The organism is Gardnerella coleohominis, from assembly GCF_002896555.1.
GTDB classification, from domain to species: domain Bacteria; phylum Actinomycetota; class Actinomycetes; order Actinomycetales; family Bifidobacteriaceae; genus Bifidobacterium; species Bifidobacterium vaginale_F.
In genome coordinates this window covers 1-410 of the sequence record NZ_MNLH01000035.1, presented here as the reverse complement: position 1 = coordinate 410, position 410 = coordinate 1, and the positions used below count along the sequence as shown (strand labels likewise).

The 410-nt window shown below is 83.0% G+C and carries 1 pseudogene; it reads right to left on the bottom strand.

The features are described 5' to 3' along the window. A pseudogene (locus BFS05_RS06880) lies at positions 1-410 on the bottom strand (hypothetical protein); the annotation flags it as partial.

Genomic DNA, 410 nt, shown 5'->3' with positions numbered 1-410 from the left:
GGGGGGGGGGGGGGGGGGGGGGGGGGGGGGGGGGGGGGGGGGGGGGGGGGGGGGGGGGGGGGGGGGGGGGGGGGGGGGGGGGGGGGGGGGGGGGGGGGGGGGGGGGGGGGGGGGGGGGGGGGGGGGGGGGGGGGGGGGGGGGGGGGGGGGGGGGGGGGGGGGGGGGGGGGGGGGGGGGGGGGGGGGGGGGGGGGGGGGGGGGGGGGGGGGGGGGGGGGGGGGGGGGGGGGGGGGGGGGGGGGGGGGGGGGGGGGGGGGGGGGGGGGGGCAGGWTKMKYATCAAGCTGCWAWKCAKWSMYRMRCTCGGAAGTACCAGCAACCTTGAAGTCCATATCACCGAAAGCATCTTCTGCACCGAGAATATCGGTCAAAGTCTTGAAGATATGCTTTCCATCGACATCGCCAGAAAC